Source organism: Chelativorans sp. ZYF759 (assembly GCF_012911015.1).
Classification (GTDB): Bacteria; Pseudomonadota; Alphaproteobacteria; order Rhizobiales; family Rhizobiaceae; genus ZYF759.
In genome coordinates this window covers 276,683-301,421 of sequence record NZ_WVVV01000001.1, presented here as the reverse complement: position 1 = coordinate 301,421, position 24,739 = coordinate 276,683, and the positions used below count along the sequence as shown (strand labels likewise).

General features: G+C 64.9%; 21 protein-coding genes. 12 read left to right on the top strand and 9 right to left on the bottom strand.

The genetic code is table 11. The features are described from left to right. Positions 1-4: 4 nt before the first annotated feature. The gene (locus GRZ55_RS01225; RefSeq protein WP_169285055.1) at positions 5-940 is read right to left on the bottom strand and encodes a LysR family transcriptional regulator; all 936 of its coding nucleotides are present in this window, start codon (positions 938-940) and stop codon (positions 5-7) included. 97 nt (positions 941-1,037) lie between these two features. Here GRZ55_RS01225 and GRZ55_RS01220 point away from each other — a divergent pair, with 97 nt between their 5' ends. The 4 genes from GRZ55_RS01220 to GRZ55_RS01205 all read left to right on the top strand — a co-directional run bounded on the left by GRZ55_RS01220 (position 1,038) and on the right by GRZ55_RS01205 (position 5,417). Further along, on the top strand, positions 1,038-2,282 hold the full coding sequence (locus GRZ55_RS01220; protein WP_169285054.1) for an FAD-binding oxidoreductase: 1,245 nt from the start codon (positions 1,038-1,040) through the stop codon (positions 2,280-2,282). Positions 2,283-2,373: 91 nt separating this feature from the next. Further along, positions 2,374-3,363, top strand: a complete 990-nt coding sequence (locus tag GRZ55_RS01215; protein ID WP_169285053.1) for a tripartite tricarboxylate transporter substrate binding protein — start codon at positions 2,374-2,376, stop codon at positions 3,361-3,363. 75 nt (positions 3,364-3,438) lie between these two features. Next, positions 3,439-3,918: a tripartite tricarboxylate transporter TctB family protein gene (locus tag GRZ55_RS01210; RefSeq protein WP_210257171.1), complete on the top strand. Its 480-nt coding sequence runs from the start codon at positions 3,439-3,441 to the stop codon at positions 3,916-3,918. Continuing rightward, entirely contained in the window at positions 3,915-5,417 is a 1,503-nt protein-coding gene (locus tag GRZ55_RS01205) for a tripartite tricarboxylate transporter permease (protein ID WP_169285051.1), read from the top strand. The genes GRZ55_RS01210 and GRZ55_RS01205 overlap by 4 nt, the downstream gene beginning before the upstream one ends. 162 nt (positions 5,418-5,579) lie before the next feature. On the opposite strand, the gene GRZ55_RS01200 is transcribed toward GRZ55_RS01205, so the two are convergent. From GRZ55_RS01200 to GRZ55_RS01185, 4 genes are all read right to left on the bottom strand, one after another. Further along, positions 5,580-6,875 (bottom strand): TRAP transporter large permease, encoded by a 1,296-nt coding sequence (locus tag GRZ55_RS01200; protein WP_169285050.1) that lies wholly within the window; start codon positions 6,873-6,875, stop codon positions 5,580-5,582. Further along, complete coding sequence (locus GRZ55_RS01195; protein ID WP_169285049.1) at positions 6,875-7,405, bottom strand: TRAP transporter small permease; 531 nt, start codon at positions 7,403-7,405, stop codon at positions 6,875-6,877. Before GRZ55_RS01195 ends, GRZ55_RS01200 begins: the two co-directional genes overlap by 1 nt. Before the next feature lie 95 nt (positions 7,406-7,500). Beyond that, positions 7,501-8,514, bottom strand: coding sequence for a TRAP transporter substrate-binding protein (locus tag GRZ55_RS01190; protein ID WP_169285048.1), 1,014 nt, complete (start codon positions 8,512-8,514; stop codon positions 7,501-7,503). A gap of 173 nt (positions 8,515-8,687) precedes the next feature. Further along, positions 8,688-9,479, bottom strand: coding sequence for an IclR family transcriptional regulator C-terminal domain-containing protein (locus GRZ55_RS01185; RefSeq protein WP_169285047.1), 792 nt, complete (start codon positions 9,477-9,479; stop codon positions 8,688-8,690). Between the two features lie 177 nt (positions 9,480-9,656). On the opposite strand from GRZ55_RS01185, the gene GRZ55_RS01180 reads away from it, so the two are divergent. From GRZ55_RS01180 to GRZ55_RS01165, 4 genes are all read left to right on the top strand, one after another. Continuing rightward, the gene (locus GRZ55_RS01180; protein WP_169285046.1) at positions 9,657-9,986 is read left to right on the top strand and encodes a 2Fe-2S iron-sulfur cluster-binding protein; all 330 of its coding nucleotides are present in this window, start codon (positions 9,657-9,659) and stop codon (positions 9,984-9,986) included. A 73-nt stretch (positions 9,987-10,059) separates the two neighbouring features. After that, positions 10,060-11,379, top strand: coding sequence for an aromatic ring-hydroxylating dioxygenase subunit alpha (locus GRZ55_RS01175; RefSeq protein ID WP_169285045.1), 1,320 nt, complete (start codon positions 10,060-10,062; stop codon positions 11,377-11,379). Positions 11,380-11,454: 75 nt separating this feature from the next. Then, positions 11,455-12,906: a glutamine synthetase family protein gene (locus GRZ55_RS01170; RefSeq protein WP_169285044.1), complete on the top strand. Its 1,452-nt coding sequence runs from the start codon at positions 11,455-11,457 to the stop codon at positions 12,904-12,906. Positions 12,907-12,927: 21 nt separating this feature from the next. Continuing rightward, positions 12,928-14,163, top strand: coding sequence for an NAD(P)/FAD-dependent oxidoreductase (locus GRZ55_RS01165; RefSeq protein WP_169285043.1), 1,236 nt, complete (start codon positions 12,928-12,930; stop codon positions 14,161-14,163). 69 nt (positions 14,164-14,232) lie between these two features. Here GRZ55_RS01165 and GRZ55_RS01160 read toward each other — a convergent pair whose 3' ends face one another. The 4 genes from GRZ55_RS01160 to GRZ55_RS01145 form a co-directional block, all read right to left on the bottom strand. Then, complete coding sequence (locus GRZ55_RS01160) at positions 14,233-15,426, bottom strand: hypothetical protein (protein WP_169285042.1); 1,194 nt, start codon at positions 15,424-15,426, stop codon at positions 14,233-14,235. 81 nt (positions 15,427-15,507) lie between these two features. After that, positions 15,508-17,892 carry a TIM-barrel domain-containing protein gene (locus GRZ55_RS01155; protein WP_169285041.1) on the bottom strand — a complete coding sequence of 795 codons (2,385 nt, stop codon included), beginning with the start codon at positions 17,890-17,892 and terminating at the stop codon, positions 15,508-15,510. A 3-nt stretch (positions 17,893-17,895) separates the two neighbouring features. Further along, positions 17,896-19,200: a TRAP transporter large permease gene (locus GRZ55_RS01150; protein ID WP_169285040.1), complete on the bottom strand. Its 1,305-nt coding sequence runs from the start codon at positions 19,198-19,200 to the stop codon at positions 17,896-17,898. Further along, a complete protein-coding gene (locus GRZ55_RS01145; RefSeq protein WP_169285039.1) occupies positions 19,197-19,739 on the bottom strand; it encodes a TRAP transporter small permease in 543 nt (180 codons plus the stop codon). Before GRZ55_RS01145 ends, GRZ55_RS01150 begins: the two co-directional genes overlap by 4 nt. 238 nt (positions 19,740-19,977) lie before the next feature. Here GRZ55_RS01145 and GRZ55_RS01140 point away from each other — a divergent pair, with 238 nt between their 5' ends. The 4 genes from GRZ55_RS01140 to uxuA are packed head-to-tail and all read left to right on the top strand — an operon-like array spanning position 19,978 to position 24,718. Next, the gene (locus tag GRZ55_RS01140; protein ID WP_169285038.1) at positions 19,978-20,961 is read left to right on the top strand and encodes a TRAP transporter substrate-binding protein; all 984 of its coding nucleotides are present in this window, start codon (positions 19,978-19,980) and stop codon (positions 20,959-20,961) included. Between the two features lie 16 nt (positions 20,962-20,977). Continuing rightward, positions 20,978-22,780, top strand: a complete 1,803-nt coding sequence (locus tag GRZ55_RS01135; protein ID WP_169285037.1) for a glycoside hydrolase family 2 protein — start codon at positions 20,978-20,980, stop codon at positions 22,778-22,780. Continuing rightward, positions 22,780-23,523, top strand: coding sequence for an FCD domain-containing protein (locus tag GRZ55_RS01130; protein ID WP_169285036.1), 744 nt, complete (start codon positions 22,780-22,782; stop codon positions 23,521-23,523). The genes GRZ55_RS01135 and GRZ55_RS01130 overlap by 1 nt, the downstream gene beginning before the upstream one ends. Before the next feature lie 22 nt (positions 23,524-23,545). Continuing rightward, a complete protein-coding gene (uxuA, locus tag GRZ55_RS01125) occupies positions 23,546-24,718 on the top strand; it encodes a mannonate dehydratase (RefSeq protein WP_169285035.1) in 1,173 nt (390 codons plus the stop codon). The last annotated feature ends 21 nt before the right edge of the window (positions 24,719-24,739 follow it).

Below are 24,739 nucleotides of genomic sequence, written 5' to 3'. Positions count from 1 at the left end.
ACCGTCAGGCGCGTTGCTGGATGTCGCGTGCGCCGGTCATCCCGACCGCCGCATCCTCGTCATCGGGCCGATTGAGCATCTCGCGAAAAGCGCTGGCCGCAGGGGACAGTTTCTGTCCGCGCCTTGTGTAGAGGTAGAAGGCGCGGGAAAGGGACGGTTCGTGTGCTTCCACGAAGGCCACGCCGAACTGGACCGCGAAATGCCGCGCGTAACGCGGCGCCGCCGTGACGCCGATGCCCTTGCCCACCAGCGCCAGGGCGGTGCTGAGATAGCGTACATGGGTCTTGCGCGGCAGGCTGTTTGCATATTCCGCCCATGCGGTGCGCTCGAGATGCAGGCTGAAATCATCGGAATACTGAATCCAGTTCTCCCCGCGCAGTGCCGACCATTTCAATCGCGCATTGCCGGCAAGCTTTGAGCCGGCCGCACACACGATCTGAATCGGCTCGTCCCAGAGTTTTTCGGCGTGGACCCCTGGCGGTGTCGGCCGCATCGGCCCGATGCCCAATTCCGCTTCGTTCTGAAGCACCGCCGTGACGATACGATCGCCGGTGGTATCGGTCACGTTGAGCACGACATCCCGGTGCAGTTCGCGATAGCGCACGACGAGCGGGGGCAGCCATGAGCAGGCCAGCATCTGCGGTACCGCGAGTTGAAGCTTGCCCCGGCTGAGCATGCGAAGGCTGGTCGCGCCTTCCTCGATCTGGCGCAGGTCATCCATGATGCGTTCGGTGACGGGGAGCATGTGCTCCCCGATCTCCGTCAGCTGGGCAGCGCGCTGGTAGCGGTTGAACAGCACCATGCCCAGCTCCTTCTCCAACTGGCGCACCAGCATGCTGACGGCGGATTGGGTGAGGTTCATCCGGCGGGCGGCGGCGGTGAAGCTGCGGGTCTGGGCGACCTCGTGGAAGGCCCGAAGCTGCCGAAGGGTAAGGTTCATCAGATAACCTTATATTAGAGGTAAAATAATTCGTTGGTATGATGCGGGAACTGCTCGCAGAATGCCACCCTGCAGCGGGGCAGGGGAGCCAGTTAGTTTGCGGGTAGCAGTCATCGGAACCGGAGTGGTCGGCACCTGCAGTGCCGCATGGCTGCAACGAGACGGACACGAGATCGTCTTTATCGACCCCCTGGAAGCCGGGGAGGCCTGTTCCTTCGGCAATGCCGGATCACTGTCGCCGAGCGCCTGCCTGCCGGTGGGCATGCCGGGCATGTGGAAGAAGGTGCCGCGCTGGCTGCTCGATCCCGACGGCCCGCTCGTCGTCCGCGGCCACTACCTCTTCCAGTCGCTGCCCTGGCTGCTGCGCTTCCTGCGCCATATGAGGCGGGCGGAGGTGGAACGGATCGCGGCCGCCATGCGCGGCCTGCTGGCGCCCGTCTTCGATTGCTACGAGCCGCTCCTGCAGCGTTCGGGCGGCATGGGGCTTATTCGCCGCACCGGATGCCTGTATGTCTATTCGTCGCGCGAGGCGGCAAGCCAGTGGCAATACGGAACGGATCTGCGCCGCAGCCTCGGCGTCGACATGCGCGACATCGGCCCCGACGAGCTTGCCGAACTCGAGCCCGACCTGAAGGGACAGTTCCGTTTCGGCCAGTTCGCACCCGACAATGGCTCGACGCTGGATCCGTCCGCGCTCGTCAAATCCATCCACGCGCAGGCGCTGCGGGACGGCGCCACACATCTGCAGGAAAAGGTAGTGGATTTCGATCTTGTCGATGGCGCCGTGCGGAACGTGCGGCTGGAGAATGGCGAGGAGATCGAAGTCGATGCCGTCATCCTGGCGGCCGGTGCCTGGTCGGCGAAGCTGGCGCGCCAGCTGGGCAACAAGGTGCCTCTGGAGAGTCAGCGCGGGTACCATGTCACGCTGCCGACGCCCGGGGTCCAGCTGTCGCGCACCGTGATGGCGGTCGAGACCAACATCATGATCAATCCGATGGCCATGGGACTTCGACTGGCGGGCACGGTGGAGTTCGCCGGTCTCGACGCGCCGCCGAATTACCGCCGCGCCGATGCGCTGCTTTCCCAGGGCAAGAGGATATTCCCCGGCCTCGACGGCCGCGACCATTCCCACTGGATGGGCCACAGGCCGTGTCTGCCCGACAGCATGCCCGTGATCGGGCGTGCGGCCAAGGCCGACAATGCGTGGATGGGTTTCGGGCACGGTCATGTCGGCATGTGCGCGGGCGCGGCGACCGGTCGCGAGCTGGCCAATCTGGTCGCCGGCAGGGCGACCGAGGTGGACCTGTCGCCCTTTCGGCCCGACCGTTTCGCCACGATGTAGCGAGGAACGAGCGCCGAAAGGAGTCGAGCAGGAAGATATCTCGCAATTCGCATAATCTTCGACAACGGGAACAAAAAAAGGAGTGAAACCAATGGGAAAATTCAGCAAGTTTCTGACCGTCGCGACGCTGGCCGCGGCCGTATCCGTCGCGGGCATGGCGACAGGCGTGGCCATTGCGCAGGACTACCCCGACAAGCCCGTGACGATCGTCGTCCCGTTCCCGCCGGGCGGCTCGACGGATCTGCTCGCCCGCCAGATCGCCGACAAGATCTCCGGGCCCCTGGGACAGCCGGTGGTGGTTGAAAACCGCGGCGGCGCGGGCGGGACCGTTGGCGCCAACTATGTCGCGCAATCGACGCCCGACGGCTACACCCTCCTGATGGGCGTGACGGGTTCGAACGCCATCAGCGGCATTCTGCGCGACGATCTCCCCTACGACGCGGCCACCGATTTCGCGCCCGTCAGTATCGTGGTCAGTTCGCCTCTGGTCCTCGCCGTCAACGCCGACAGCGATCTGGAGACGGTGGAGGACGTCGTTGCCTTTGCCGAGGCCAATCCCGGCGCCTTCACGCATGGTTCTCCGGGCGTCGGCACCTCAATGCACATGACAGGCGAGATGTTCGCGCTGGAATCGGGGACATCGCTCCTGCACATTCCCTATCAGGGCAGCGCGGCGGCCCTGCAGGATCTGCTGGGCGGCAACCTCGTCGCGATGTTCGGTGATATTCTCGTTCTTTCCGAGCATTTCGAGAGCGGCGCGCTGCGTCCGATCGCGGTCACGTCGCTGGAGCGTCACTTCATGCTGCCCGACGTCCCCACCATCGCCGAAAGCGGGCTTGACGGGTTCGAGGCCGTGTCCTGGCAGGGGGTGTTCGCACCGACCGGCACGCCACAGGAAATCCTGGATCGACTGTACGCGGAAATCTCGACGGCCATGGAAGCCGAGGAGATGCAGGCATTCTTCGAGGATCGCGGCTTCCTGGTGGAGGGCCGCTCCCCGTCGGATTCGCAGGCCTTCGTGGTGGATCAGATCGAGATGTGGTCCGGCGTCGTTGACGCCGCTGGCATCGTCGTAGAGTAGTCGCTGAACCATCATGGGGCGTGGTCCGGCTCGAACCGCGCCCCAGGGTCCGAGGGCCGCGTACCCGGTGGCAGCATGATGTCGAAAAAGCTCCAGCTCGAGTTTCTTGCCGCGGCGGTGCTCATGGTCTTCGGGGCCATGGTCGCGATGATCGCCGCGGGCTATCCCCAGGGCACGCTTCTGCGGCCGGGATCCGGCCTCGTTCCGCTGGCCCTCGGCTGCCTGATCGTATTTCTGGGCGTCGCCATCATGGTCGAGGCACGCCTGGGGAGGCGCAAGGCGGAAGAAGCTGAGGACACCGACGAAGTGCCGGGCCTTCGGCAGGTGATCGCCGTTGGCGCGGTATCGATCGGCATGATCGCCTTTGCCCTTCTCGTCGAGCGGGCAGGCTTCATTCCCGCAACCATCGTCCTGATCATGCTGAGCGGGCTGGGCGAGGCCCGCATCCGCTGGCTGTCACTTTTTGCGCTGGCCATTGCCATGTCGGCGGCCGGCGTGGCGATCTTCATCTGGGGCTTCAACCTGCCTCTTGCAGCCTTTGGGGCCATCCGGTGACCGACTTCCTCGCCAATCTCGCACTCGGCGTCGACCGGGCTTTCAGCCCCGACGCTCTGCTGTTCTGTTTCATCGGCGTTTCCGTCGGAACGTTGATCGGCGTGCTGCCGGGGCTGGGGCCCCTCGCAGCGATATCGCTGGCCCTGCCGCTGACCTATTATCTCGATCCCACCGTCGCCCTCATCATGCTGGCCGGCATATTCTACGGCACCCAGTATGGCGGCTCGACCGCCTCCATCCTGCTCAATCTGCCAGGTTCGGCAACGGCCGCCGTGACCTGCCTCGACGGCTATCCGATGGCGCAGCAAGGACAGGCGCAACTCGCGCTGTTCATCACGGCGATCAATTCCTTCGTGGGGGCATCATTCGCCATTCTGCTCGTCATGGGCTTTGCGCCGGTCATCGCCCAGTTCGCGCTGCGCTTCAGCGCCGCGGAGTATTTCTCGGTGATGCTGCTCGGCCTCATCGCGGCATCGACGCTTTCGCTGGGCTCGCCCGTGAAGGGGCTGGCGATGGTCATAGTCGGTCTCGCGCTCGGCCTAGTGGGCACGGATGTCAACACCGGAATGTTTCGCTACACTTTCGGCTTCTTCGAGCTGGCCGATGGGCTGAGCCTCGTTGCCGTTGCGATGGGGCTGTTCGGTGTCGCCGAGATCCTGTCGAATATCGGCAAGCCCGTCGGCAAGGCTGTCGATGTCGGCCGGATCAACCTCAAGTCGATGCTGCCGACCAGGGCGCAATGGCGCCAGCTCGCGATGCCGACGGCGCGTGGGTCGGTCGTCGGCTCGTTCGTCGGCGCCCTGCCTGGGACGGGCCCGGGCATCGCCGCCTTCATGGCCTATGCGCTCGAGAAGAAGCTCGCGCGCGATCCTTCGCGTTTCGGCAAGGGTGCGATCGAGGGCATATCGGCGCCGGAAGCCGCCAACAATGCCGCCGTACAGGCCGCCTTCATTCCCACCCTCAGCCTCGGCATACCGGGCGACGCCGTCGTGGCACTCCTCCTGGGCGCCATGCTGATCCACGGCATCACGCCCGGCCCCAATCTGATCACCAGCCAGCCCGATCTGTTCTGGGGCCTGATCATCAGCTTCTGGGTCGGCAATGTGATGCTCCTGTTCCTCAACATCCCGCTGATCGGATTGTGGGTCAGGCTTCTTCAGATTCCCTATCACCTGCTCTATCCCGCGGTGCTGCTCTTGATCTGCATCGGCGTCTACAGCTCCAACAACAATGTCTTCGACATCTACATCGTGCTGATCTTCGGGGTAGTCGGGTTCCTGATGCGCAAGTTTCACTATCCGGCCGCCCCGCTGCTGCTGGGCTTCATCCTGGGGCCGTTGCTGGAGGAGCATTTCCGGCGCGCCTTGCTCCTGTCGCAGGGCAACCCGCTGGTCTTCTTCGAGCGGCCGATCAGCGCCGTCTTTCTCGTGGTCTGCATGGTGTTTCTGGCGAGCGCCTTCCTGCCGAGAATCAAGCTCTTCAGGAAACAGCCACAGTAGATCTCACGATTGCTGGCCGATGCCGGGGGCTGCTGCCTTCGAGGATCAGGGGCTTGCCGTGTCCTTGGCGGCCGCCACCGCGATCTCCGCTTCCGGCCGCGCAACCGGCCCGAAGCGGGAAAGCCTGCCTCCCGAAAGTGGTTCGAGACGTCCGTTGCGCGGCTACAGCCGGCCGGGCAGGAGAAGAACGATGGCCGGGAAGGCGATGAGGATGGCGAGTCTGATGACGTCGGCCACACAGAAGGGCAGGACGCCGATCATGATGTGCTTGAGGTCGAGATCGCGCGCCGCGCTTTTGACCATGAAGAGGTTCATGCCCACCGGTGGCGTGATCAGCCCCAACTCGACCGTGACCACCGCGATGATGCCGAACCAGACCGGATCGAAGCCCGCCGCCATGATGACGGGGAAGAAGATCGGGACGGTCAGGAGGATCATGGCCAGGCTCTCCATGAAGAAGCCCATGACCACGTAGAAGAGCAGGATGATCGCGAGGACCTGCCAGGGCTCCAGCCCGGTCTCGCGGATGAAGGCGACGAGCGAGAAGGACACCTGCGAGACGGAAAGCACGAAGCCGAACACCTTGGCCCCGATCAGGATCAGGAAGATGATCGCGGTCGTCTCGACCGTCATGCGCAGCGCGCGGATGAAGCCGTGGAAGTCGAGGCCCTTCCACAGCGAATAGACGAGCGCGAAGAAGGCGCCGACGCCACCGGCCTCCGTGGGCGTGAAGAAGCCGCCATAAAGCCCGCCCATGACGAGGCCGAACAGACCCATGGCGGGCAGGAAGCGCTTCAGCGCCTGGCCGATCGGTTCTTGCGGCTCCTTGGCGCCGACAAGCGGCTCGCCGCGCCAGTAGCGCGCCATCACCAGGATGGTGAGCATGTAGAGCCCGTAGGCAAGCAGTCCCGGCAGGATGCCCGCCAGGAACATCTCGCCAACCGACTGCTCGGTGATCAGGGCGTAGAGCAACAGGGCGATCGAAGGCGGGATCATGATGCCGAGCGTTCCGCCTGCGGCCAGCGATCCGGCCGCCAGCCGCTTGTCGTAGCGCTGGGCCATCATTTCGGGATAGGCCACGCGCGTCATCGTGGTGGCGGTTGCGAGCGACGAGCCGGAAACGGTCGAAAACGCCGCACTGGCCGTCACGCCGGCCGCAGCGAGCCCGCCGTTCCAGCCGCGCGACAGGCGCCGCGAGGCAAGGAACAGGTCGCGCGCCATGCCCGATTCAGAGATGAGATTGCCCATCAGGATAAATAGCGGCACGAGCGTGAAGGAATAGGTCGTGGCGGTCTCGTAGGCCGCGCTTTCCAGCACCGCGAGTGCCGGTTGCACGCCGACAATGGCGGAGAAGCCGATGAAGCCGGCAAGGATCATCGCCAGGCCGATGGGGCAGCCGAGCAGGACGGCGACGAGCAGGCCGCCCGTCGTCAGAAGGCCTATGGTCAAGGGATCCACTAGGCATTCTCCGTGCTGGGGGGCGTGGGCCTGATGAACTCGCAGATCGCCACAATGGACAGGCCGATGCACTGTGCGGTGGCGATCGCGTAGATGAAATAGAGGGGGATGCGCAGATCCTGCGTGGTGTAGCCGCGCGCGGCCGCCGTGACGGTCTGCTGCCAGAACAGGTAGACGAGAAGCACGGCGAGGATCGCGAACAGGATGCTCCAGATCCGCTCAAGCAGCTTCTGCAGCCAGCGCGGCAGGAAACCCACGAAGGTGTCGACCCTGATCATGCCGGCGCCGAGCGAGGCGGGCAGCGCCGCGAATACGGTGATGAGAAGCAGATAGGCCGACATCTCGATGGCGCCGGCCACGAGAAGGTTGACGCGTCCCGAGGTCAGGTCGAACAGCGCGCGGGCACCGACACTGCTGGCCACGACCGCAAAAAGCGCTGCCAGCGCGGCGATGGCCAGCCAGCGGCTGATCGTGACGACGAAGCCACGCACGCGCTCGAGCACGCCCAGTGCGGAAACAGAAAGGGTCATTCGTGACGGTCCACATATGCCGGTTCGGCCGGCGGCGTTGATCCGGAGCCGCGCGGTTGGGCGGCTCCGGCTGGCGCGTTAGCGTCGCGTGGCGACTAAAGCAGCTCCGCCTCGCACTCGGCGACGTGGCCCTTGAACTGCTCATAGACCTCGCGGCCCGGCAGGCCAGCGGCCTCGAGTTCCTCGAGATAGATCTCGCGCGCCCGTTCGGCCGCCGCTTCCCATTCGCCGCGCTCGGCCTCGGGGATTTCGTGAACGGTCGAGGTCTCGCGGATCTCGGCGAGCGCGATCTCGTCCGCGGCGTCGTAGCCACGGCCAGCCGTGAGCGCCCATTCCATGCCGGAATTGGCATCGACCGCTGCCTTGGCTTCTTCGGAAAGGCCTTCGTAAAGCGACTTGTTCATCGCGGTGACGAAAGCCAGCGAATAGAAGCCAAAATTGGTGTGATTGTCGGTCACCTCGTTGGCGCGGAAGCTCTTGGTTGCTTCCCAGGTCAGCATGTAGCCGTCGATCACGCCACGCTGGACGCTCTCATAGATCTGCGGGGCGGGCATGCCGACCGGCTCGGCGCCGAGTTCCTGAAGCAGCGTGCCGATGACGGTGGTCGGGCGGCGCAGCTTCAGGCCCTGCAGGTCGGAGATCTGCTGCACGGCGCGGCCGCTGGTGTGCAGCTGGCCGGGTCCGTGCGTGTGGACGAACAGGACATGGGTGTCCTCGTATTCGGCGTCCAGGACGCCGGAATCGTAGAGCTTCTGGAAGCCGCAGGAGCCGACTTCCGCGGTCTCGAACAGGCCCGGCAGCTCGACGATGTGGCTGAGGGGGAAGCGGTTGGCGGTGTAGCCCTGGACGGTCCAGGCGATGTCGGTGATGCGGTTGCGGGCATTGTCATAGCCGGTCACGGCGCTGCCCAGCGTTTCGGCCGGGAAGACGGTGACCGCCACCGCGCCGTCGGATGCCTCCGAGACCGCTTCGCCCCAGGCGAGGAAGAGGTCGTCATGCTGCCAGCTGGCGGCCGGCATGAAGTGGGAATAGCGCAGGTTCACGTCCGCAGCGGCAGCCGCTCCGGCCATCATGGTCAGGCAGGTGGCCGCGAGCAAAATCTTCTTCATAGGTCAGTTCCCCTTATTGGCTGGCGAAGATGCTGGCCTGTGCGATTATCGCACAGATGGTTTTTATTAGACCAGACCGTATTTTTGACCCATATCAATGTCAAGCCGCCTGATGACGCGGGAACGCTCGTGCGCTGCATCTGCAGAAGTTCGGCGCGAGATGCCGCCGGGGCTCAGAGCAGACCGCTGACGGCAGCCCCGCATTCGCTCAGCGTCCCCACCACCTCGTCGCGAAATCCGGCCTCTGCGAAACGCCCGCTCTGCCCGGAGATGCCGAGCGCCGCGGCTTCGGGCCCCTGGGGGCCGATCGGCACCGCGATGGCCGCGATGCCCGGCTCGAATTCGCCGTCCACGAAAGCGTGGCCCCGTTCGAAGGTCAACGCGATGTCGCGGCGGATCGCCTCGCGGTCCTCGACCGTCGCGGAGGTGAAACGCCGAAGGGGCGCGTTGTCGATGATGTCCTGGGTCAGTTCCGGCCCCACATGCGAGACCAGCGCCCGGCCGATGGCGGTCTGGAGGAGCGGAACGCGGCTGCCGACGGTCAGTCCGATGCTGACCTTGGCCTTGTCGCTGCCGGCATGGGCGACGTAGACGCCCTCATATCCGTCGATCATGGCCATGGAGATCGGCTCGCCGATGCGCATCGAAAACGCCCGCAGGATCGGTTCGATGGCCTTGCCGAACTGCCGGCCCTGCAGGAAGCCGCCGGCCAGCACCAGGATGCGGGGGGTGAGGCTGAAGACGCGGTCGCTCTGCTTCACATAACCCAGATGGACCAGGGTCAGGACGAGCCGACGGGCCGTGGCGCGCTCGAGCCCGGCGATCCGCGCGATCTGCGGCAAGGTGAGGTGCGTGTTGGCGGCGTCGAACGCCTTCAGCACGGTCATCCCCTTGGCGAAGGTCAGGGAAATGTCGCGATCGGCGATCGCCGCCGCCGGTGGCGTTATCGGATTGTTCTCGTTCAAGCGCGGCCCTCCCACGGCATGGTCTTAGCGCGCCTAGCATTCCTTTACCCGACTTGACAGCGGCTTTCGGCGCCAAATATAGTGGCCGTCAAAATATACACGAAACGTGCGATAATCGCACAAACATCCAAGGGATGTGCCCGCGACGTCAGCGGGCCGCAATGGGGGACCCGACGAATGGCCGAGGCCATCGCCATCATCTTCGAAAGCGCGGAAGGCGTCAGACATGAGGTCGCCGCCCGGTTGGGCGCAAGCCTGATGGAGGCCGCGCTCATGAACAACGTGCCCGGCATCGAGGCCGAGTGCGGCGGTTCCTGCATCTGTGCCACCTGCCATGTCTATTGCGACCAGGTGGCCGACATCGTGGGTGCCCCGAGCGACGAGGAAGACGACATGCTCGACCTTGCCGCAGCGGATCGCCGCGCCGCCAGCCGCCTGTCCTGCCAGATCAAGGTGACGTCCGCGCTGGCTGGTGCAATTATCCAGCTTCCCGCGCGCCAGTACTGATCCCGTTATATCCGTCGGGCACCCTGCCCGCCGCATCCAGATAGCCGAGTGCAATCCAGAGGAGACTCCCGCCATGATGAGCCAGGAACAGAACGACCGGTTGACACGCGTCGGACCGGGAACGGGAGCGGGAGCCGTGCTGCGGCGCTACTGGCAGCCGGCCGCGCTCAGCGAGGAGCTGATGTCGGCCCGTCCGGTCGTCCCGGTCCGCCTGCTCGGCGAGGATCTCGTGCTGTTTCGCGACAACAAGGGGGATCTCGGCCTCATCGGGCGCCACTGTCCGCACCGCGGCGCCGATCTCTGCTATGGCCGGCGCGAGGATAACGGCCTGCGCTGTCCCTTCCACGGCTGGCATTTCGACCGCAACGGCCAATGCGTCGAGCAGCCGGGCGAGCCCGAAGGCAGCCAGATGTACAAGAACATCAAAACGGTCTCCTATCCGGTGGTCGAACGCAACGGCATCGTCTTCGCCTATATGGGCCCGGGCGACCCGCCGCCCTTCCCGGCGCTCGACTGCTTTGCCGCGCCCGACACCCATGTCTTCGCCTTCAAGGGTCTGTGGGAGTGCAACTGGCTGCAGGCGATGGAAGTCGGCATCGATCCCGCCCACGCCTCCTTCCTGCACCGCTTCCTCCAGGACGAGGACCCGAACGAGGGCTACGGCAAGCAGTTCCGCGACAAGGCGGCCAACACCGAGATTCCGATGACCCAGCTCCTGCGCGAATATCCGCGCCCTGAGATCAAGGTCGAGGAGGCTGAGCACGGCCTGCGCATCATCTCGCTGCGCCATCTGGACGATGGGCGCAGCCATGTGCGCGTCACCAACCAGCTCTTCCCGGAAGCCATCGTCATCCCGATGTCCAACGAGATGACCATCACCCAGTGGCACGTGCCGATCGATGACGAGAACTGCTACTGGTATTCGATGTTCACCAGTTTCGGAAAGCCGGTCGACAAGACCGTCATGCGCGAGCAGCGTCTCAAGGAGCACCGCCTGCCCGATTACGCGCCGCTGAAGAACAAGCGCAACAATTACGGCTTCAATCCGGAAGAGCAGGAAAGCCTGACCTATACCGGCATGGGTCTCGACATCAACGTGCACGACCAGTGGGCGGTGGAGTCGATGGGTCCGATCCAGGATCGCACCGACGAGCATCTGGGCCGCACCGACGTAGCGATTAGCAAGTATCGCCGCATGCTCCTGGCCGCGATCAAGAACATCGAGGATGGTGGCGAGGAAGACCTGCCGATGCGCCGCGCGGGCGTCGACACCGGTGCCATTCGCGGACCCGTCTCCATCGACGCGATCGGCCCGACGGACGAATGGGAATCGGTCTGGAAGGATGCCGACGCCGAAAGACGTTCCTCCTGCCAGTGGAATGCTGCAATCTGACCGCAGCCGGGCGGCAGGTCTGGATGGGGCGGCCCCAACGGGTCGCCCGCGGCTTCATCGGGGAACGATTTCGACATGGAACGATCGCTGCGCAACGGGTTGGTGGGCGAAAAGGGCCTGCTTGACGACCAAGCTTTCTCGCTGGCCGAGGAGGTCATCAGAAAGGCCGAGGAACAGGGCCTCGAGACCATCCGGCTGTCCTTCGCAGACCAGCACGGCGTGTTGCGCGGCAAGACGGTTGTCGTCTCGCAACTGGCCTCCGCCTTCCGCAGCGGCCTGGCGATGACATCGACGCTGTTGCTGAAGGACACGTCGCACCGGACGGTCTTTTCCGTCTGGGGCGACGACATCGGCTTCGGCGAAGGCGTGCTGACGGGGGCCGGCGACGTCATGATCGTGCCCGACCCCTCTACCTTCAAGGTGCTTCCCTGGTCGCCGCATTCCGGCTGGTTCCTGTGCGACGTTCATGCCCGCGACGGCTCGAAGATACCCTTCTGCTCGCGCAGCATCTTGCGCGATGCCATCGGCAAGCTCGATGCGGCCGGGATGAATCTCGTCTGCGGGCTGGAGGTCGAGTTCTACATGCTGAAGCTCGACGAGCCGCGCCTCGCCCATGCCGACGGCGGCATGCCCGCCGAGCCCCCGCGCACCAGCCTGATCGCGCATGGCTATCAGTACCTGACCGAAGCCCGCTACGACGCGCTGGAAGACGTGATGGACGAACTGCGCCGTGCCAGCCAGGCGCTGGGGTTGCCCGTGCGCTCGATGGAGGCGGAATTCGGGCCCAGCCAGTGCGAGTTCACCTTCGATCCCGATGGACCTCTGGCACATGCGGACGCGATGATGCTGTTCCGCTCCATGGTCAAGCAGATGGCGGCACGCCGCGGCCTGCACGCCACCTTCATGTGCCGGCCCAAGCTCGACAACGTCGTGCCGAGCGGCTGGCACCTGCACCAGTCCCTGGTCGACGCCAGGGATGGCCGCAACCTGTTCATTCCGGCCGAGGACGGGTCCCTTTCGCCCCAGGCAAGCGGCTGGATAGCGGGCCTGCTCGAGCACGCGGCCGCCAGCTGCCTGCTGACCACGCCGACGGTCAACGGCTACAAGCGCTACCAGCCCTTCCAGCTGGCGCCGGACAGAATCCAGTGGGGCAATGACAACAAGGGCGCCATGATCCGCGCCCTGATGGCGCCCGGCGACAAAGCCAGCCGCATCGAGAACCGGGTCGCCGAGCCGACAGCCAACCCCTATCTCTATTTCGCGTCCCAGATCCTCGGCGGCCTCGACGGCATTTCGCGCGGCCTCAAGGCACCGCCTCCCATCGAAAACCCCTACGCCAACGATTCCATCAAGCTGCCGCAGAGCCTGGTGGCGGCGATCGAACGTTTTGAGGCGAGCAGCTTTTATCGCGAGGCGCTCGGCGACGTCTTCGTGAACTACCTCACGCACATCAAGCGCGCGGAATGGGACCGTTACCTGATGACGGTCTCGGAGTGGGAGCAGCGCGAATATTTCTCGCTTTTCTGAGCGGACGGGAGCCAGCGGTCGATGGAACGTACGATAATCGTCGGTGGCGGGCATGGCGGTGCCCAGGCGGCCGTCAGCCTGCGCCAGGAAGGGTATGAGGGCGAGATCGTTCTCGTCAGCGACGAGGCGCATCTGCCCTATCACAAGCCGCCGCTGTCCAAGACCTTCCTCAAGGCCGGTGGTGCGGCCCAGCTCCTGCGCCCCGAGAGCTTCTACACCGACAACGCCGTGGAGCTGAAACTCGAGACCCGGGTGGCCGAGATCGACCGGCGGGCCGGCCTCGTGCGGTGCGACGACGGTGCCGCGATCGAATTTTCCTCGCTGATCCTGGCGACGGGTGCGAGCGCGCGCCGGCCGCCGATTGCGGGCGCGGACCTCGAAAACGTCTTCGTGCTCCGCAATATGTCCGATGCCGAGCGCATGCGCGCGGAGGCCGATGATGCGTCGGAGATCGTCATCATCGGCGGCGGCTTCATCGGGCTCGAACTCGCGCACACGCTGGTCGGGCTCGGCAAGCAGGTGAAGGTCGTGGAGATGGGGCAGCGGCTGCTCGCCCGCTCGGTGGCACCCGTCATTTCCGCCTATGTGCTGGACCGGTTGTTTGCCGCCGACATTGATGTCAGGCTCGGCGCGGAGGTGCGCGGGCTGGAACAGGCCGGCGCGCGCGCCGCAGCGGTGACGCTCGCCGGGGGAGAGCGGCTGGGCGCCGACATGGTCGTGCTGGGAACCGGCGCGGTACCCAGCACCGGGCTGGCGGAGGCGGCAGGACTCGCGGTCGACAATGGCATCGTCGTGGACCATGCGATGCGCACCGCCGATCCGCGCATCTTCGCGCTCGGCGACGTGGCGAGTTTCACCCACTGGCAGTGGCAGAAGCCCGCCCGGCTGGAATGCGTGCAGAACGCCAACGACCAGGCACGGCACGCGGCAAAGGCGATCACCGGCAAGGAAACCGACTATCGCGACGTCTCCTGGTTCTGGTCGGACCAGGGCAGCACCAAGCTGCAGATGGCGGGGCTGTCGATGGCGTCGGACAGGACAATCCTGTCCGGCTCGCCGGAGAACGACGATCTTGCGGTCTACCATTTCGACAGGGACAGGCTGGTCTGCGTCGAAACAGTCAACCGGCCGGGTGAACACATGCTGGCCCGCCGGTTGCTGGCGGCCGGAATCACGCCCTCCGAAGCCGACATAGCCGACGGCAAGGATGCCCTGAAGGCCCTGCTCGGCGGCCCGGCGCAAGGGCGGAGCGCCTAGACGCCCGTCAGGCGCCGTTCGGCTGCCACATCTGCAAGGCCTGGCGACGGCTCCGCGTCGTGGACGCCGCTAGTCGGCCGGGTGGAACTCCACCCCAGCCAGAACGCAGCCACCGTCTTCCTGGGTGTCGGGGATGATGAACCCGGCTCCCCGCGGTTCGATCGCGCAGCGCATCGGGAAACTCGCCGTTCCGAGATCGCCATCAGCCTCGCTGAAGACGATTTCGCCATTGGAGAGTTCGTATTCTCCGCTAACCGTTGCGCCGCTGCGTCCCGTGCGACTGAGCTGGAAGCCGCCCTCCTCGTCGAAACGCGCCTCGATCCGGGCACCCGGCACGGCGCGCGCCAGCCCCATGTAGAGACCCGGGCGCAGCCCCGAAACCGAGGCGGAAACTGTCTGGCTGGTCTGGGACTGCAGGTTTTCCAGACGGGTTTCGGTCTCGGCGATCTGCTGGCCGCGCTCGGCGAGCGTCTGCGCCAGTTCGGACACCTGGCTCTGCAGGCGCTGCCTCTGTTCCTCGGCCTGCTGAATCTCGGTCGAAAGGGCGGAGCGGTGCTCCTGCTGCTGGTCGATCGATCGTTCCAGGGCGGTCTGGCGCTCTTCGAGTTCTGCGGCTTCGGCGCGGCCTTCCGAAAGCGTGGCGGCAAGGGCCGCCTCTTCCTCGCGGGCAACCTGAAGCCGGCTCTCGACATCGGAGAGCAGGGCAGACTGTTCCGAGGCCTGATTGCTGAGTTCCGACAGCGTCTCGAGAAGCTCGGCTTCGGAGGCGCGGGATTCTTCGAGCCGCGCGCCGACGCGAACGAGTTCTTCCGTCGATTCGGCCAGCTCTTCGCCACGCTGCTCGGCAGCCTGGCGAGCAGCCTTCATGTTGGCTTCGACTTCGTCGAAGGTCGCTCGTGCGGTTGCCAGGTCTTCTTCGGCGGCGCTCAGCGAGGCCTGCAGTTCTTCAAGCTCCGCTTCGCGCGTCGTCGCCTCCCCTTGGGCCTGGTCCCGGCGTGCCTCCAGCTCCGCCAGTTCGGCCTGCGCCACCTCGATCGCCTCGACCAACTCGGCATGGGCGCGGTTGGCTTCCCGATGGGCGGCGAATTGCGAGGCGATCTGGTCGCGATCGGCCTCGAGTTCGACCACGCGCGATTCCAGCGCGCTTCGATCGCCCGAAGCGTTGAACCAGTAGAGGATGAAGATGAGCCAGCCCAGCGCCGCCAGGACGGCGAGCGCGAGGGGGACGGGGCGGCGGAGTTCGGTTTGGAGCGAGGTCAGCATGTAGAAGGCACATAGGACTCGCTGGCGATCCGTAAAGCCCGCAATGACGACCCAGGCGCGTTTGTCCCGATCCGCCCGCCTTCAGCGTGCGGAATCGGTCTCGAAACTGTCGCCGTTCGAAAGAAGCGCCGAGCCGATGCGCACCGGTCTTCCTTCTGTCGCAGGCAGGGCGATGCGCAGTGTCTCGAAGGGAAAGGCCAGACGACTCTCATGTGCGAGCCGCAGGCCGATTTCTTTCGCTCCAGTGCCGAGCACGACACGCGTCAGGCAATGATTGCCATCAAGCGCATCGGCATTGTCGCCGGCATCGTCATAAACCGTCGATACATGTTCTTCGCCATCGCGCGCAGGAAAGACGGCCAGTATTCTTGACGTCTCGGCGCCAGGCGACGCCCGCTCCGCGCCTTCGGCAAGCGGGATGACGCTGCCGGCCCGCACGAAGAGCGGCATGGAGGAAAGATCGACGCCGAGGCGGAGCCGCGTGCCGGGCGCATGCCAGGTGCCGTCGTGGAAGTTCCACCAGCCGGTGGCATTCTTCGGCAGGTAGACCTCGCGTGTCGTTGCATCCTTCTCCACCACGCTTGCCACCAGAAGGTCGCGGCCGAGCATGAAGTCGTCGGTCTCCTCGAAACAGGCCGCGTCGTGCTCGTGATCGAGGAAGGTCGGGCGGATCATCGGCTCGCCCTTCGTCACCGCCTCGAAGAGGCAGGTGTAGAGATAGGGCAGCAACCGATAGCGCAGCCGGATCGCCTCGCGAATGCCATCCAGCACCTGCGGGTGCGTCCAGGGTTCCGTGACGGAGCCGTCCGCGTTCCAGCTGTGGATGGTGAAGCGCGGGTGGAAGATGCCGTTCTGGACCCAGCGCAGCAGAAGCTCCGGTTCCGGCCGCGGCCCGGCGAAACCGCCCACATCGTGGCCGATATTGGAGATGCCGGAAAGCGCCAGCCCGAGGCCCATGCGGATGTTCCACCGCAGCGTCGACCAGTCGGTGTAATTGTCGCCGGTCCAGGTCTGCGCATGGCGCTGCAGCCCCGCGCAGCCTGATCGGGTGATGAGGTAGGGCCGCTTGTCGGGCGCCCTCCTGCGCTGCGCCTCTTCAGAACTGCGCACCATCAAGAGCGAGTGGAGCGGACGGATCAGCCCGATGTCAATCGGGTCGCCGAAGCCTTCACAGCGGGCGTGGTGGTCCCAGACCTCGTATTCGTTGTTGTCGTTCCATGTCGAATGGATGCCGCGGTCCAGAAGCGCCGTCGTGACATTCGACTTCCACCATTCGACGGTGGCGGGGTTCGTGAAATCGAGATGCGAACCCTTGGCGTCCCAGAAGACCGACTGCTCGGGCGCGCCGGTCTCGCTGTCGCGGATGAAGAGGCCTTTTTCGGCCGCCTGCTCATATTGCGGGTGGTCGAGCAGCAGGCAGGGCTTGATGTTGGCCACGAGCTCCAGCCTGGCCTCGGCGAAACGGGCGGCCATTCCTTCGGGATCGGGCACCTTGTCGGTGTTCCAGTTGAACACGTAGCGCTTGTCGGCGATCGAGGTGTAACCCGAGGACAGCTGAAAGCTGTCGCAAGGGATGTCGTTTGTCGCCAGCTTGTCGACGAAGCCTTCGAGCTGTGCCTGGGCGTCGGGCGCATCCGTATAGGCCATGGTGGAGCCGGAATAGCCGAGCGTCCAGCGCGGCGGAAACGCTATGCCGCCGGTCAGCCATTGCTGTGTCTTGACCAAGTCGCGCATGTCCGGCGACCAGGCGAAATAGAGGTCGAGATCGCCGTCGCAGGCGCGATAGGCCCGGTAGGGCTTGTGGTAGTTGTCGAGCTCGTTGCCGAGGTCGAACCAGCAGCCGGCGAGATTGTCGTAGAACAGGCTGAAGCTGCCGGCATCCGGCGTGCGGGTGATGGTGAAGGGAATGTGCTTGTACAGCGGGTCGGTGGTCTCGGCGTCATAGCCGAGCGCGTCGAGATTGCGCATCTCGAAGCGCCGCCCGGACCGCTCCAGCCGGCCTGCCTTCTCGCCGAGCCCATAGACACGTTCGCCCGGTTGCCGGGCCATGAAATGGGCATGCTGATGGTCGCGCACACCAAGCATATGGGCGCCCGTCGGGCGCTCCTGCGCCACCGTGATCCATTCGCCTTCGACCAGGGCTTCCCACACCAGCTGCAGCGGGGTACGGACACTGACGCGCAGGCGCTTGCTCGCGACCGTGGCGACACCATCGCCCTGCGTGCGTTCGATCGCAGGGCAGGAGAAGCCGGCCAGCGAGTCGCGCGATCTTCCTTCCCAGGGCATGGCGCGATCGGGATCGACCACCCAGCTGCGGTTGAGCCGCCATTGCCCGTCCTTCAGGAGGCGGACGCGGAAAAGCGCATCCTCAAGCACCTCGATGCGCAGATGATGGCGGCCTTCCACCAGCAGCACGAGGCCGTTCGGCGTCTCCTCGAGGACGCTCCAGCTTTCCAGGGTCTTCATCGATCAGCCTCCGTAGCCGAGGATCAGGCGCGGCAGGAACAGGCTGATCTCGGGCACGAAGGTCACGACCATGACCAGGGCGACCAGCACCAGATAGAAGGGGATGAGCGGGCGCAGCACCTTGGCGATGCTGACGCCGCTGATCGAGCAGCCCACGAACAGCGCCGAGCCCACCGGCGGCGTACAGATGCCGATGCACAGATTGATCGTCATGATAATCCCGAAATGCACCGGGTCGATCCCGATATTCTGCACGACGGGCATGAAGATCGGCGTGAAGATCAGGAGCGCCGGCGTCATGTCCATGAAGGTGCCGATCACCAGCAGCACCGCCACGATGGCCAGCATGATGAAATACGGGTTGTCCGAAAGACCCAGCATGAAGCCCGAGATCGTCGACGGGATGTCGCCGAAGGCCATGACGCGCGACATGGCGATGGAGCAGCCGATCATCAGGAGAACGATGGTGGTGGTCACCGCCGACTCGATGAGGATGCCCGGCAGGTCGCGGATGCCGATCTCGCGGTACCAGACGAGCGCGAGGAAGAGCGCATAGACGACGGCGATGGCCGAGGCCTCCGTGGCCGTGAACACGCCGCCGATGATGCCGCCCATGATGATCACGATAAGCCCGAGCGGGAGGATGGCGCGCATGACGGCGCTGCGGACCTGGACGAAGGTCGGGCGTTCCGAGACAGGGTAGCCCCGCCGCTTGGCGATGATGCCGGCAACGACCATGAGCGACAGGCCCATCAGGATGCCCGGCAGATAGCCGGCCAGGAACAGGGCGCCGATCGAGGTCCCGCCGGTGATGAGCGAGTAGACGATGAGGGTCGTGCTCGGCGGGATGAGCAGGCCGGTCGGGCAGGACGCGACATTGACGGCGGTCGAGAAGGCGGGATCGTAGCCTTCGCGCTTCTGGACCGGCGCCATCACGCCGCCGACGGCCGCGGCCGATGCCACCGCCGAGCCCGAGATCGAGCCGAACAGCATGTTGGCGATGATGTTGACGTGGGCAAGCGAGCCGGGCAGGCGCCCGGCCAGCACCTTGGCGAGGTCGATCAGCCTGGCGGCGATGCCGCCGCGGTTCATGATGTTGCCGGCCAGGATGAAGAAGGGGATGGCAAGCAGCGTGAAGGAATCAAGACCCGACGCCATCTGCTGGGCCACGATGAACATGGACTGGTCGAAGCCCATAAACAGGAGAAAGGTCGCAGCCGCGGCGATGCCGATGGCGAAGGCGATCGGGACACCGAGCGCCATCATGACGGCGAAGGAGCCGAACAGGACGAGTATGGCGTTGGTCACGGGCGGCCTCCCTGGCCGGCGCTGAGGTCTGACCCGACCGGCGTCGCCGCATCCGCGGCGCCAGGCGGGGGCGTGCCGGGATCATTCCAGGCATCGCGTGCGAAGACCGCGCAGTAGAACAGGATCACCAGCCCCGAAAACGGTATGGGCGCATAGGCATAGCCCATCGGGACGCGCAGAATGGGTGTGATCTGTCCCGAAGCAAGCGTGCGGCTGACGAGTTGCCAGCCACCCCAGACCATCACCATCGCGGCGAAGCCGGCGACAAGCAGCAAGATGAGGAATTGCAGTCCCTGGGCGGCGCGTCCGGTCAGCATCAGCGGCAACAGGTCGATGGCCAGATGCCGACCCTGGCCGAATGTATAGGCGCTGCCGATCATGGCCAGCCACATGAACAGGATACGCGCCAGTTCGCTGGTGATCGTGCTGGGGGTCCCGAGCACATAGCGGGAGATGACCTGCCAGGTCACGCTCGCAACGATCACCGCGAAGATGAGCGCGAGCACGGCGCCGAGCGTCCAATCGACGGTGCGCTTCATCGACGACGACCACCCGGAGCGCCGGACGGCGCGGCTGTCATGGGAAACCCTGCTCTCATGATGCTCTCCTCCACGGGCCTTTTGACTCGTTCGATCATTTTGGTCAACCAATTTTCGAATATTGATTGACAACTTTGCAGAGTGGTCGACATATTCCCCGCGAAGCAGGCCGCTGACCGACAGGTTCGGTCCGGCTTGCGGTGCTGCTTCGGCAAACCGATCCCGGGAGGATATTCCAATGACGAAGAGCTTGCGCACCTGTGCGCTGTCGGGCGTTGCCCTTTTTGCCATGGTGGCCACCAGCCATGCGCAGACCGTTCTGCGGCTGAACCACAACAACCCGGAAGACCACCCCACCCATGTCAGCATGGAGTTCATGGGCGAACGTCTTTCCGAGCTGACCAATAGCGAACTGGCCATTCGCGTCTACGCCAATGCCCAGCTCGGTACGCAGCGTGAATCCATGGAGCTGGTCGAAAACTGCGCGCTCGAAATGGCACGCTCCAACGCCGCGGAGCTGGAGGCCTTCGAGCCCTCCTATTCCGCCATGAACCTGCCTTTCATCTTCGAGAGCGAGGAACACTTCCTCACCGTCATCAATGGCGAAGTGGGCCAGGACATCCTGTCGGCGTCGCGCGACAAGGGCTTCATGGGGATCGCCTTTCTCACCGAAGGAGCCCGCTCCTTCTACGGTGACAGGGCCGTCAACAGCCCCGAGGATCTTGCCGGCGTGAGCATCCGCGTCCAGCCGAGCCCCTCCGCCATCCGCATGGTGGAACTGCTCGGCGGCAATCCGACCCCGATCGACTGGGGCGAGCTCTACAGCGCCTTGCAGCAGGGTGTGGTCGACATGGCCGAGAACAACCCGACCGCGCTCACCAATGCCCGTCACGGCGAAGTGGTCAGCCACTTCTCGCTGAACGAGCACACCATCATTCCCTCGGTGGTCGTGATGTCGAACTGTGCCTGGGATGCCATGACCGAAGAGCAGCAATCCGCCATGCGGCAGGCCGCCCTCGATGCGCAGAACTTCCACACCGATTCATGGAACGCGATCGCCAGGCAAGCGCTGGAGACGGCCCAGAACGAGATGAACGTCGAGATCAACGAGGTCGAGAAGGCCCCGTTCATCGAGGCCGTGCTGCCGATGCATGACGAGGTCGCGGCCCAGTCGCCCGAGCTCGCCGATCTGATCGAGCGCATCAAGGCGGCGGCCAACTGACGGCGGGAGCGGCGGGATGCTGGAACGGTCCTCGGTCGCCGAGAACGCCCTTCAGGCTCTGCATGACGAGGACTACGACCGTCCCTTCAACCTGCAGAACCTGAACCACGCCACCATGGTCTTCACCGGTGGCAGGGAAACGGTGTCTCTGGATGGTGACTGGAACTTCTGTGTCGACCTGCTCGACACCGGGCTGCGCCAGAAATGGTATGCCATGCAGCCCGCCGCCCCGATCGAACGTACGGAACCCTGGGACTATGATCCCTATATGGGCGAGACGGTGCCCGTGCCGTCCAACTGGGCGATGCTCAAGGAGAAGTGGTACTTCTTCGAGGGCAGCGCCTGGTACACGCGGCCGCTCGATCTCGATCTGCATGAGGGCCGTCGCCTCGTCCTCCGGGTCGGCGCCGCGCAATATGACTGCAAGGTCTTCCTGAATGGCGTCTTTCTCGGCAACCATTATGGCGGCTCGACGCCCTTCTTCGTCGAACTGACCGAACATGCCAGGGCCGGGCGCAACTGGCTGATGCTGTGCGTCAACAACTCTCGCACCCGCGACCGGGTGCCGATGCGCAATACCGACTGGTTCAACTATGGCGGCGTCTACCGGGAAGTCGAACTCTTCGACCTGCCGCAAGCCTTCATTTCCGATGCGTTCATCCGCCTGTCCGGCGACGGCGAGCGCATCGAAATCGACGTCGAGGCCAATGGCGCAGCGGATGGCGAGATCCGCGTCGCGATCCCCGAGCTGGGCATTGATGCGATGCTGCATCTCGACAACGGGAAGGCCCATGCCGCCCTGGCTGCCGCACCCGAACGCTGGTCGCCCGAAAGCCCCCGCCTCTATGATGTCGAGATCCGCATGGGCGAGGATTTCGTACGCGACCGGGTTGGTTTTCGCACCATCGAACGGCGCGGAACCGACATTCTGCTCAATGGCAGGCCGATCTGGCTTCGCGGCATCTCCGTCCACGAGGACGATGACGCGCTGGGCAAGGTGACGAACGAAACCGATCTGAGGCGGCGCTTTGCGCATGCGCGCGAGCTCGGCTGCAATTTCCTGCGGCTGGCCCACTATCCCCATCACGAGCGCGCGGCGGAGATCGCCGACGAGATGGGCTTCCTCCTGTGGGAGGAGATCCCGGTCTACTGGGCCATCGACTTCGCCAATCCCGACACCTATCGGGATGCCGAGAACCAGTTGCTCGAACTCATCCGGCGCGACCGCAACCGCGCCAGCGTCGTCATCTGGTCGATCGGCAACGAAAATCCCGATACCGACGCGCGCCTGAGCTTCATGTGCGGGCTGGCCGATGCCGCCCGTGCTTCAGATCCCACGCGGCTCGTAGCAGCGGCCTGCCTGGTCAACCACCAGAAGCTGAAGATCGAAGATCGGCTGGCGGCACATCTCGATGTCATCGGCATCAACGAATATTATGGCTGGTACGACGAGGATTTCGACGAACTCGGTGTCATCGGCGCCAATTCCGCGCCGGATCGACCGGTCGTCATTTCCGAGACCGGAGCCGACGGGGCGACCGGGGGACTTGGCCCCGAAGAAGGTCTTTTTTCGGAAGCCTACATGGCCGAGGTCTATCGCAAGCAGATCGAGACCCTGCGGGCGCTGGACTATGTGAAAGGCATCTCGCCGTGGATCCTCTATGACTTTCGTGTCGAACGCCGGCAAAATATCTTCCAGCTGGGGTTCAACCGAAAGGGTCTGATCGCCGCCGACAAGGCGACGAAGAAGGAAGCCTTCGGCATCCTGGCGGCCTTCTACGGTGAACGGGCCGCAGCGGAAAAAAGGGAGGATCGGTGATGTCGCAGGCGCGCAGACGCTATCAACAGGTTGCGGGGGAGTTGCGCGCCCTCATCGCCCAGAAGCGCTATCGGGTCGGCGACCGCATCGACACCGAGCGCCAGATTTCCGAACAGCTCGGCATTGGCCGGTCGGTGGCCCGCGAGGCAGTGATGATGCTGGAGATCGAGGGGCTGGTGGAGGTCCGCAAGGGGTCGGGCATCTACCTGCTCGCCGATCCGGGCGATGCCGGCCCGCCGGTCCGCGACGATATCGGCCCGTTCGAACTCCTCCAGGCACGCCAACTCGTCGAGAGCAGCATCGCCAGCTTCGCGGCCGGCATGGTGACGCGTAGCGACATCATGCGCATGCGCGAGGCGCTCGAGCTGGAGCGCCGGGGCATCGAGGCCGGCAGCGACGATTATTCGGGCGACGAACTGTTTCACCGGCTCATTGCCGAGGCGACCCAGAACAGCGTGCTCGTGGATACCGTGACCGGCCTCTGGCGCAAGCGCGACCAAAGCCCGATGTGGGCGCGCCTGCACGAGCGCATCTTCGACGCCAGCTATCGTGGTCAGTGGCTGGATGATCACCACGTCATTCTGCAGGCGCTGCAGCGCAAGGATGCCGAGGGAGCGCGGCAGGCCATGTGGCAGCATCTGGAAAACGTCCGCACCACCCTCATGCAGCTGTCGGATTACGAGGATCCGGATTTCGACGGCTATCTTTTCGATTCCTCCGCGGTTGCAGCAAGCTTCCGCTGACGACATCCCCCCGGAGTTTCGCATGCGATACAGTTGGCGCTGGTTCGGACCCGACGATCCCGTCAGCCTGTCGGACGTCCGACAGGCCGGGGCGAGCGAAGTCGTCACCGCGCTTCATCACGTTCCCAATGGCAAGGTCTGGACCGCAGCAGAGATCGAGCGCCGCCTCGCCGAGATCGAAGCCGCGGGTCTGACCTGGCGTGTCGTCGAAAGCATCCCGGTCTGCGACGCGATCAAGACGGGCGCTCCGGACTGGCGGGAAAAAGCCGATATATGGGCCGAGAGCGCGCGCAACCTTTCCGCCTTCGGCATCGACACGATCTGCTACAATTTCATGCCGGTTCTCGACTGGACGCGAACGGAACTCGACCATCGCCTGGCCGACGGCGCCTCCTGCCTGCGCTTCGACAATATCCGGTTCGCGGCCTTCGATCTCCACATCCTGCGACGCGAAGGCGCGGAAGCCGATCACGACGAGAAAACGCGCAAGGGCGCACGGGCGGCGTTCGATGCGATGGACGACGCTGCAATCGAACGGCTGACGACGACGATCCTTGCCGGATTGCCAGGTTCCGAGGAGAGCTTCACGCTCGACGGTTTCCGGGAACGGCTCGCAAGCTACGCGGGCGTCTCGCCAGAGGATTTGCGGGCCAACCTGGCGGCTTTCCTGCAGCGGGTCCTGCCGCAACTGGCGGGAACCGGCGTGAATCTTGCGATCCATCCCGACGACCCGCCGCGCGCGCTGTTCGGTCTGCCCCGGGTGGTCTCCACGGTAGAGGACATGCGTGCCATCGCCGCCATGACGGACGATGCCGCCAACGGCTTCACCTTCTGCGTAGGCTCCTACGGGGTTCGACCCGACAACCGACTGACGGAAATGCTGCGCGAATTCGCCGATCGGGTCCATTTCCTGCATCTGCGCGCCACGCGGCGCGAGGCGGACGGGCTGAGCTTCCACGAAGCGGCACATCTCGATGGCGACGCAGATATGGCCGCCATCGTCGACGCCGTGCTTAAGATCGAGCGTGAGCGGGGCGTGCAGCTGCCTTTCCGCCCCGATCACGGGCACGCCATGCTGAGCGACCTGCGCGGTGAGTTCCGCGCCGGCTACCCGGCAATCGGCAGGCTGCGCGGCATGGCCGAGATAAGGGGTCTCGAAACGGCCCTTGCCTGGGCGCGCCTGCAGGGCAGCTGATCGCCTTTTCTGCGTGAGCAT

Excerpts from the sequence above, each read along its gene's own strand:
- GRZ55_RS01135 (WP_169285037.1), top strand. The coding sequence starts at position 20,978 with ATGCTGGAACGGTCCTCGGTCGCCGAGAACGCCCTTCAGGCTCTGCAT.
- GRZ55_RS01190 (WP_169285048.1), bottom strand. The coding sequence starts at position 8,514 with ATGAAGAAGATTTTGCTCGCGGCCACCTGCCTGACCATGATGGCCGGA.
- GRZ55_RS01195 (WP_169285049.1), bottom strand. The coding sequence starts at position 7,405 with ATGACCCTTTCTGTTTCCGCACTGGGCGTGCTCGAGCGCGTGCGTGGC.
- uxuA (WP_169285035.1), top strand. The coding sequence starts at position 23,546 with ATGCGATACAGTTGGCGCTGGTTCGGACCCGACGATCCCGTCAGCCTG.
- GRZ55_RS01145 (WP_169285039.1), bottom strand. The coding sequence starts at position 19,739 with ATGAAGCGCACCGTCGATTGGACGCTCGGCGCCGTGCTCGCGCTCATC.
- GRZ55_RS01225 (WP_169285055.1), bottom strand. The coding sequence starts at position 940 with ATGAACCTTACCCTTCGGCAGCTTCGGGCCTTCCACGAGGTCGCCCAG.
- GRZ55_RS01140 (WP_169285038.1), top strand. The coding sequence starts at position 19,978 with ATGACGAAGAGCTTGCGCACCTGTGCGCTGTCGGGCGTTGCCCTTTTT.
- GRZ55_RS01170 (WP_169285044.1), top strand. The coding sequence starts at position 11,455 with ATGGAACGATCGCTGCGCAACGGGTTGGTGGGCGAAAAGGGCCTGCTT.
- GRZ55_RS01215 (WP_169285053.1), top strand. The coding sequence starts at position 2,374 with ATGGGAAAATTCAGCAAGTTTCTGACCGTCGCGACGCTGGCCGCGGCC.
- GRZ55_RS01210 (WP_210257171.1), top strand. The coding sequence starts at position 3,439 with ATGATGTCGAAAAAGCTCCAGCTCGAGTTTCTTGCCGCGGCGGTGCTC.
- GRZ55_RS01160 (WP_169285042.1), bottom strand. The coding sequence starts at position 15,426 with ATGCTGACCTCGCTCCAAACCGAACTCCGCCGCCCCGTCCCCCTCGCG.
- GRZ55_RS01155 (WP_169285041.1), bottom strand. The coding sequence starts at position 17,892 with ATGAAGACCCTGGAAAGCTGGAGCGTCCTCGAGGAGACGCCGAACGGC.
- GRZ55_RS01180 (WP_169285046.1), top strand. The coding sequence starts at position 9,657 with ATGGCCGAGGCCATCGCCATCATCTTCGAAAGCGCGGAAGGCGTCAGA.
- GRZ55_RS01175 (WP_169285045.1), top strand. The coding sequence starts at position 10,060 with ATGATGAGCCAGGAACAGAACGACCGGTTGACACGCGTCGGACCGGGA.
- GRZ55_RS01165 (WP_169285043.1), top strand. The coding sequence starts at position 12,928 with ATGGAACGTACGATAATCGTCGGTGGCGGGCATGGCGGTGCCCAGGCG.
- GRZ55_RS01130 (WP_169285036.1), top strand. The coding sequence starts at position 22,780 with ATGTCGCAGGCGCGCAGACGCTATCAACAGGTTGCGGGGGAGTTGCGC.